The sequence below is a fragment of the Simkaniaceae bacterium genome (assembly GCA_021734805.1).
Lineage (GTDB): Bacteria > Chlamydiota > Chlamydiia > Chlamydiales > JACRBE01 > Amphritriteisimkania.
Genome location: JAIPIG010000018.1, coordinates 35,143 through 43,275, shown reverse-complemented (window position 1 = coordinate 43,275; position 8,133 = coordinate 35,143). Strand labels below are relative to the sequence as shown.

At 39.7% G+C, this 8,133-nt stretch carries 9 protein-coding genes; 2 read left to right on the top strand and 7 right to left on the bottom strand.

Translation table 11 applies throughout. The features are described from left to right. From K9M07_04800 to K9M07_04785, 4 genes are all read right to left on the bottom strand, one after another. Nucleotides 1-205 (bottom strand): hypothetical protein (locus K9M07_04800; protein ID MCF7852541.1); only part of this gene is annotated, 205 nt, incomplete at its 3' end. Between the two features lie 72 nt (nt 206-277). Further along, the gene (locus K9M07_04795) at nt 278-766 is read right to left on the bottom strand and encodes a hypothetical protein (GenBank protein ID MCF7852540.1); all 489 of its coding nucleotides are present in this window, start codon (nt 764-766) and stop codon (nt 278-280) included. After that, nucleotides 763-2,838 (bottom strand): Zn-dependent oligopeptidase, encoded by a 2,076-nt coding sequence (locus tag K9M07_04790; protein ID MCF7852539.1) that lies wholly within the window; start codon nt 2,836-2,838, stop codon nt 763-765. The genes K9M07_04795 and K9M07_04790 overlap by 4 nt, the downstream gene beginning before the upstream one ends. 420 nt (nt 2,839-3,258) lie before the next feature. Next, nucleotides 3,259-4,380: a LicD family protein gene (locus K9M07_04785; GenBank protein ID MCF7852538.1), complete on the bottom strand. Its 1,122-nt coding sequence runs from the start codon at nt 4,378-4,380 to the stop codon at nt 3,259-3,261. A gap of 364 nt (nt 4,381-4,744) precedes the next feature. On the opposite strand from K9M07_04785, the gene K9M07_04780 reads away from it, so the two are divergent. After that, nucleotides 4,745-6,016, top strand: a complete 1,272-nt coding sequence (locus K9M07_04780; protein MCF7852537.1) for an MFS transporter — start codon at nt 4,745-4,747, stop codon at nt 6,014-6,016. Here K9M07_04780 and K9M07_04775 read toward each other — a convergent pair. Both K9M07_04775 and K9M07_04770 read right to left on the bottom strand, forming a co-directional pair. Next, nucleotides 6,000-6,707, bottom strand: a complete 708-nt coding sequence (locus K9M07_04775) for a dienelactone hydrolase family protein (protein ID MCF7852536.1) — start codon at nt 6,705-6,707, stop codon at nt 6,000-6,002. The genes K9M07_04780 and K9M07_04775 overlap by 17 nt on opposite strands. A 1-nt stretch (nt 6,708) precedes the next feature. Then, nucleotides 6,709-7,107 carry a thioredoxin family protein gene (locus tag K9M07_04770; GenBank protein ID MCF7852535.1) on the bottom strand — a complete coding sequence of 133 codons (399 nt, stop codon included), beginning with the start codon at nt 7,105-7,107 and terminating at the stop codon, nt 6,709-6,711. 120 nt (nt 7,108-7,227) lie between these two features. Here K9M07_04770 and K9M07_04765 point away from each other — a divergent pair, with 120 nt between their 5' ends. Then, entirely contained in the window at nt 7,228-7,794 is a 567-nt protein-coding gene (locus K9M07_04765; GenBank protein MCF7852534.1) for a hypothetical protein, read from the top strand. Nucleotides 7,795-7,864: 70 nt separating this feature from the next. On the opposite strand, the gene K9M07_04760 is transcribed toward K9M07_04765, so the two are convergent. Then, nucleotides 7,865-8,074 (bottom strand): hypothetical protein, encoded by a 210-nt coding sequence (locus K9M07_04760; protein ID MCF7852533.1) that lies wholly within the window; start codon nt 8,072-8,074, stop codon nt 7,865-7,867. Between the last annotated feature and the right edge of the window lie 59 nt (nt 8,075-8,133).

The following is an 8,133-nucleotide window of genomic DNA, read 5'->3' as shown; positions in this document are numbered from 1 at the left end:
CAGCACAAAATAGGCCTTGGATCAGATGAATATTTCTGATTGAAGTCTCTCGAATCCACGTAATAATAGAGGAGTCTGAATTAGCGGGTTGCTTCAAAGAGGAATAAAAGCACCCTTCTAATATTGAACTTGCAACAACAAAAGGCTGAGCAGACGGCAAAACGGAAGATAGCGGCGCTATCCAGTGCGACATCTCAATTTCCATAGAATCTCTCCTAAAAAAGCCAAAGTCTAAATCCTATCTTATTTTAAAGAAAACATAAAGACTCTGTTTTTTTTAGGTACTCTGGGTTTGGATGATCAGATCTGCCGGATGAACGGGATGCCCAATAATCCAAGGATTCACTTCATGAAGAGGCGTTGCTTCAAAATAAAATTCCGCTTTTTCCTTGTTATATTCCGGATTGGATAGTTTAAGAAGAAGCGCTTGACGGCTAATATGCCCTTTTTTATCCGCTACATAGGCAATGAGTACTGCGCGTGCAGGAGTGCGATACAATCCCTTTTCGCGATCTGTCCAAAGACTATAAAATTGCTCCAATGACATGACTGTCTGAGCTTGCATCGGAGATCCTTCAAAAGAAAACACTTCATCCATCGGCTTTTTTAAAATCATCTTGTATTGTTGCATTCCCGGCTTTGTTATCACCAGATGGATCTCTTCTGCATCGAGTGAAAATGTCATTGGCACTTTTTTCAATTCGGGAGTTGAGCGGCAAGCGACGCCAATGAATACAAGTAATACTAAGAATGAAATTTTTTTCATTGGGCCCCCTTTATCCTTGCAAGGAAAGGCTCAATGCTGGGCTTGCGATTCAGATAACGCTCAAGCATGATATTGGGATCTTCCGTTCCCCCTTTGCTTAGGATTTCGCGTATATACCGCTCACCCGTTTTTGGATTTAAAAGCCCCTCTTTTTTCATCTCATTAAAAATATCCACTGCATAGATTTTAGACCAAAGATAGCTATAGTATTTAGGCCCATATTGATCAAGATGTCCAAATGCATTATGAAAGTGCAAATCATCCGGCCGCTCAAAATGACGCATAATCTGCTCTTGCAATTTATGCTCAATCATATTTGTATTTTTTATTGCCCCTTCTTTAAAAAACTCCAAGGATAATTTAGCCAGATAGCATTGTCTCAGATAAAAAATCCCCTCCCCGATAGAATGAGATTGGATGAGATTTTGGAGCATCTCATCACTGATTGGCTTTCCGGTTTGATAATGTGAACTGATCATCCTAATGATTTCAGGATCATACATCCACTCCTCTAGTAATTGAGAGGGAAGCTCAACAAAATCCGTTTGAACATGCGTTCCGCATGCCGTCATCAAATGTGTTGATCCTAAGATTCCATGGAGTGCATGTCCAAACTCATGGAAAAGAGTGACCACATCGCGATGTGTCATGAGAGACGGGCGAGATAAGGAGGGTTGAGATAAATTTGAAATGACGACTTGCAAACTCACAAGATGATCCCCCGAATCGATTTGATAGCTTGGAATCATCTCTGCACAGCATGGATGTGCTTCTTTTCCCGGCCGATAAAATAGATCAAAAATGCAATATCCAAGAAGATCGTTGTTTTTAGCAGATTTCACTGCCAATACAGTGACATCGCTATCCCACAAATGATCTTTTTCGCAGGTGATTTTTAAACTAAAAAATGATTCAAAAATTTTAATGAGCTGCTCAATCGTATGTTCAAGGGGGAAGTATTCGGCTACTTGAATTTCATCAATTTGAAAATGCTTCTTGAGGTAATGATTTAAAACATAAGACCAATCATAACTATGCATTTTCATATTATCTGTGAGATAAATGTCATCGGGAAGATCTTTTGAAAATCGACCAAATTCTTGATCGGCTATCAAAGAACATTTTTTTAAAAGATCATCAATGAATTGATGGGCATTTGCCTCTGTTTTGACCATCTGTTTACTCAAATCAAGTTCGGCAAAACTTTGATACCCCAGTTCTTTAGCCAGTTCATCTCTTTTAAAGATCAAAGCTTCTAAAATATTTTCATTCTGAGGATAAGCTCTATTTTCAAAAGCAGATAGATACTTCTTTCGAATATTTGAACTTTTACAAAACTTCATCACACTAAAATAGGTGGCATAATCACACGGCAATTTATACAACTGATCTTTTGTCTCTAATGATTGAATGAATTCAAGGGGCAATCCATATAATTCTTGCCGGTATGCCCAAATATGGCTCTCATCCATCTGAATGTTTTTTTCAAACATCGATGATAAATTAAGCAGTTCTTGACGGATTAAACGCACTTTTTCTCTGCGCTTTTCAGATAACCCAAGACCTTGATGCTTGAGTTCTTTATGCATTTGACTCACAAAATAACGCCGCTCAAGTGGGATTTTATCTTCTTTTTTCTCGAGAAATAAAATTCCATCATACAGCGAAGAAGCATTTGATAAGACATCGCCGATTGTCGTATCAATCTCGATATACCCTTGGCGCGCTGCTTCTCGCACAGCTTCTTTCATCGCCACTAAAGAGAGGACTTCGCAAATATTTTTTTCAATTGTGAGCAATCCAAGTGCTTTATCATAAGCTAAAATCGTATTTTCAAATGTCCGATCTTCATTTTCTATATTAGCGATCTGCTCGATAGATTCTCTAAAATTTGCCTTAGCTAAGGCAATTCTTGCTTCAAGTTGTTCTTTTTTAGTGGGCAATATTTTGTAAATATCAGATTGTTTCTTCATCCGATATGTATCGATTGGACTAACTTTTGCAGAGTTAGCACTTAAAATTTGTATGCCTAGGCAAAAAACAATCACTGCCGAAAATTTTTGAAGTCGCATTATTGCTCCAACTTACTTAAGATCTATTTGATATATACCGAAATAAGTTGAAGAATTGGTTTTTATCTTCGCCGGCATCTTCGACTTTTCACCCTTAATTTTTTGACCTATCTTCAATAGGATCAAAAAATTAAGCCGGCTAAAGCCTGATAAAAATTCGAAGCGCTATCAAAGCTAAAACCCCAATTCTTCAACTCATTTCGGTATACCGGGAGTGATTCAAGAGTTGGAATTTTTAGAAGCCGGCGCGCCGATAGTCGATCAGGCCGAAGGCCTTTTAACCCGAGCCGCTGCGCTATTCACAATAGGCAGAGGCGAGGTCAAATCGACCAAGCGGGGATGCCGGCGACAAAAAAAAACAACTCTTGAATCACGAGCGGTATACTTCACATTACAAATTTAAGATAAAAGGTGCAATGCTCAATGAGCATAGTCGAGTTGCCAATAGGGATGCAAAGGGTCCTTTTCGTAAGTTTGCTCTACTTCATTATAAATCCGATTGGGGCTAATATTTTCACCATAGCGCGCTTGCAGATATTGCTTTGTCTGATTGGGAACCGGAACAACAATCCCATCAAACTGCGCTAATTTGAGAGGAAAAACCTGTTCAAACGGAGTCGGAATGGTATAGCGTCTTTCACGAATTTTCCACCACTCCGGCAAAAAAACGCTTTGATCATTCGAAGAAATTGAGCTAATTGTTTGTGTTTTGGGATCAATTTTAAAGTGATAAATATCAATGAGCGATCGCGATGCTTTCACATAGATTTTTAAATACGATCCGGGACAATCTCTGCCTGACCAATCTTGGACCGTATATAAATTGGGATCTAACTCAGATCTCAGTGCAAAAAAGGCATTATAAAAATCGGGCTGAAGAATGGCTAAATCCACATCGAAATCCCAGGGAATAATCCCGCCATAACGATAGGCACCTAGACATGTGCCACAATCAATCCAAAATAAGATTTGATGCTTTGTTAGAATCCGCACAACCTCTTTCAGTGCATCTCGATCTGCCTTCATATGGTCAAGATCACTCTCGCGCCGCTTACAATTAAGACACTCCGCTTGTTCCCCATCTAAATAGGAAGCGGTGCTGATCCCAATGTTTTGATACTCTTCTAAATGCGATCGGATAGGGGTTGATCGGATCCAATCGGCAACCTTTTGGTGCCGCTCTCTCACCTCTTTATTAATCATAGCAAGCCCTTTGAGACTCGATCCAAGCACGACACTTATTGGCAGAGCCACTGCAGAACCTACCGTTCTTAGTACAAATTGATGATCATATGTATATTTTTGATGAATATTGCAGTAAATACGATCGCTCTCTTCATTTTTTATTTCGATTGACCTGCCGGCTAAGAGATAATGCGCCGGGATTAGCACCTGATTGGCCCATTTTTCCAATCCCGTTGCCTCTGTAATCTCGGCATTGAAGAACAAACTATTTGTAAATGAATGATAAACATTCACGAAAGGAAGTCCGGTAAACACTAGCATTGTGAATAGATTTTTTAAAAGAAGAGAGAGATTCATAACTCCGACCTGAATGGTATTATTTAAACTGTGATCCTGGATTGGAATCCAAGTATATTAAATCTCAGTCTGAAATTCAAGCTACTGATATCGACTTTTTCTTAAACTCGAGTTAACTCGACTTTGTACATTTTTCGGCGCGATTTTCACAATCTTTTGACATACAATCGGTTACCAATTCCTGTAATGGCGTGTTCAAGCCGATTGCAGGAATTGGTAACCGATTGTATGTCAAAATCTTGCAAAACTTGCGTCCGAAAAATGTACAAAGTCGAGGTTAAAGTTTTTCAAGAAATAGAGAGAAAGGATTTGAGTTTTTATCCCATCTTGTTAAAAATACACAAAATACCCATGGAACCATCACATGACACATCAGAAACCACATCATCATTTAAAATGGCTGATTTGGTCATTAGCCGCTTTATTTTATTTCTATGAATTTGTCTTGCGCGTTTCTCCCAGTGTCATTGTCAATAACTTGATGTTTGCTTTTTCAATTAACGCCTCTGCTGTGGGAATTATCAGTGCCTTTTATTTGTACGCCTACGCCCCAATGCAACTGCCTGTTGGGATTTTAATTGATCGCTATGGAGTCAAAAAACTTCTCAGTACCGCCTCCCTCATCTGTGGAATCGGTGCGATGGTTTTTGCTTTTGCCTTTTCGGTCAACATCGCTGCTCTCGGACGCTTTTTAATTGGCGCCGGGTCTGCTTTTGCCTTTGTCTCTATGGTCTATATCTCTTCTCATTGGTTTGATCCTCGACGAAGAGCTTTTCTCATCGGTCTTGCTAACTCAATTGCCATGCTTGGGGCCTCTTCAGGGGGAGGACCTTTAGCCTCACTCATTCAAATGATTGGGTGGAGAACAACAATTTTTATATTTGGAGTCTTTGGTATTATTTTATCAGTCGGCATTTATTGGAGTTTAAGTGAAGATATCCAAGATAAAAACATCGAAAAACAAACCTCTCATAAAAAAGGCCACCTTCTTTCAGGAGTGAAAATCGTTGCAACGAACTGGCGCGCTTGGATTAACTCATTTATCGCCGTCTGCTTTTATATTACAACGACTGCCTTTGCCGGACTTTGGGGTGTTCCTTTTGTTCAAACCGCTTATGGGGTCAGCAAAACAACTGCCGGCTATGCGATGTCCACAGTCTTTATGGGATGGCTGATCGGCGGCCCCATTATTGGCATCATTTCTGATTTCATGCAGAAACGCTTACTAGTCCTGCGCATCGCAATGCTTCTCACCTGCCTCTGCCTATCACTCATTATCTATTGTAATTTTCTTCCCATCTGGGTCATCTTCATTTGTGCTTTTCTCATTGGTCTTTTTTCTTCAGCAGAACTGCTCAATTTTACGATCTCTATTGAAATTAACCCGAGTTATGTCAAAGCAACGGCGATCGCCTTCACCAATTTTATCGTCTCTATGGGCGATTCCTTTATCCAGCCTTTTGTCGGAATGGTCCTCGATATGCGCTGGACAGGACAAATGATTGAAAATATGCGCATTTACTCAGTCAATGATTACAAAATTGCGCTCACTCCCCTACCCATTGCCCTCATCATCGGTTTTTTACTATCATTTATTTTTAATAACAAATCGATTGAGTCTAAAACACCTCTTTGAATAATGCTTCCATTGCCGCATAAGAACGTTTTGAAGCAATCGGATGATACAAAATGCCAAAGTCAATGTCTTGTGCTTCCGGATTAGTAAATCCATGCATTGTTTGCCCATGCATCAACAGTTGCCAATCTACTTTTTGAGCCGTCATCTCTTCTTGAACCGATGCTATTTGTTTACGCGGAATTTGAGGATCATCATACCCATGGCAAATTAAGATTTTTGCTTTAATCTGATGCGACTTAATCTCTAAGGGAAGTCCTGCAAGAATCCCATGAAAACAGACTGCCGCTTTGAGATCGACACCGCATCTCGCTAAATCTAAACTGCACAGTCCTCCAAAACAAAATCCAATCGATGCAATGCGATGCGCATCAACTACTTTGAGCTTTTTAAGTGTTTCATATGCGGAAAGAACGCGCTGTCTTAGCTTTTGTCTATCATCGACAAAAAGCATCATATGCTCAGACATTTCTCTGCGCGTGCTGGGATGAATCCCCTTTCCATACATATCTACGGCAAAGCCGACATAGCCGAGTTTTGCAATGGTTCTTGCCATATCGCATGCAAATTGATCTCGCCCTGCAAATGCAGGAAAAATCAAAACTGCCGGTTTTTTTTCTTCACTCGGTGAAACGACAAAGGCCTCTAAGATCTCATTTCCATCTTGATATTCAACATATTCTTCTTTCATGTTAAGAAACCCCAAATAGCTTGTGAATTTTCTCTTCAAATTGTTCCTGAGTCAAACTCCCGTCTTGCTGCTCAAGGAGCTGTTGATCCTTAACAAATAAAAAAGTTGGGATGCATCTCAATTGAAATCGACTACGCAAACTTGCACTTTTATCGACATTGAGAGCGACAAATTTAACTTTTCCCTGATACTTTTCAGCCAGAGTCGAAACAATTGGTTTCATTCGACGGCATGGTGGACACCAATCAGCATAAAAATCAACAACCACAGGCCCTGCCACCTGTAAAACTTCCGCATCATAATCTTCTAACCGGATCACCTTCACTTGCTCTGAAAATGATCCTTCGGCAAATCCCTGCCAACCGACTAAACAACATAAAATAATCAGCCACTTTTTCATAATAAACTCCAAAATTTTTTTTATTCTGAAAGAAGTTTGGAAAACTTGCAATAGATCTTCCACATAATCTCTCAAGTAACCTATACTTTGGCCACTCAAATATACCTGTAGGAATCCGTTATGAAATATCTCGCTCTACCGGGCTTTGTCTCTCTCTTACTTCTCGCCGGTTGCACTACAAGAGCTCACCTCAGCTATCACCCAATCATCCCTAGTCAAGAGCCTAACCATATCGCCTTGAACGTTCCAACTTTTGATGATGCACGAGAATACGGTCAATATGTCGGAGCTCTAAGAAATGGCCTTTGGATGCCCGTTGTAAAAATTCATACCGATGACAGTATTCCCGGTTGGATGACAAATGCATTTAAAACAGAACTAACCAATGCCGGGTATACCATCCTCGATGAAGAAGATAACTCCCATTACGTTCTCGAAGGAAAAATTCTTCACGCCTTTGCCCATACCTATTTCATTTACCACGGTAAAATGCACATTCAAATTAGCCTAAAACACAACAGTGACGTCATTTTTCAAAAGGATTACGTAACTAAAAAAAGTGGTGGCATCAACTGGATGGCTTCACCGGCTCATTGTATGAACACCCTCGAGTTCAATCTGCAAGAAATCTGCCAACAATTTATCACCGACTTCAATCAATACCGCCTTGATCAAGCCAAATCATAAAAAAAACTTAGCCGAAAAGCATCGCCTCCGGCTAAGTTTTTTAATTATAAATACTTGAAGGATTAGATAACTATTCGTTCTCATCAGAAGAGCGTGTCTCTTCTCTTCTATCTTCTTTTGTATCTTTATCTTCTGAGCGTTTTTCATCACTCACGCGCACTACTTCTTTTTCTTTAGATGCATCTTGTTTAGTCTCTTCATTAGAATATCCTCTAACGCCTGTGAGTAAACAAAAAGTAGATGCTAATAAAACGTAAAGTTTTGCTGATTTGAAATTCATATTGATACCTTTGGTAGTGTTGTTTTAAACGATATGACCTTAACTCTGAGGTCAAATTT

Coding starts and splice junctions, on each gene's coding strand:
- K9M07_04795 (MCF7852540.1), bottom strand. CDS start 766: ATGAAAAAAATTTCATTCTTAGTATTACTTGTATTCATTGGCGTCGCT.
- K9M07_04790 (MCF7852539.1), bottom strand. CDS start 2,838: ATGCGACTTCAAAAATTTTCGGCAGTGATTGTTTTTTGCCTAGGCATA.
- K9M07_04785 (MCF7852538.1), bottom strand. CDS start 4,380: ATGAATCTCTCTCTTCTTTTAAAAAATCTATTCACAATGCTAGTGTTT.
- K9M07_04780 (MCF7852537.1), top strand. CDS start 4,745: ATGACACATCAGAAACCACATCATCATTTAAAATGGCTGATTTGGTCA.
- K9M07_04775 (MCF7852536.1), bottom strand. CDS start 6,707: ATGAAAGAAGAATATGTTGAATATCAAGATGGAAATGAGATCTTAGAG.
- K9M07_04770 (MCF7852535.1), bottom strand. CDS start 7,107: ATGAAAAAGTGGCTGATTATTTTATGTTGTTTAGTCGGTTGGCAGGGA.
- K9M07_04765 (MCF7852534.1), top strand. CDS start 7,228: ATGAAATATCTCGCTCTACCGGGCTTTGTCTCTCTCTTACTTCTCGCC.
- K9M07_04760 (MCF7852533.1), bottom strand. CDS start 8,074: ATGAATTTCAAATCAGCAAAACTTTACGTTTTATTAGCATCTACTTTT.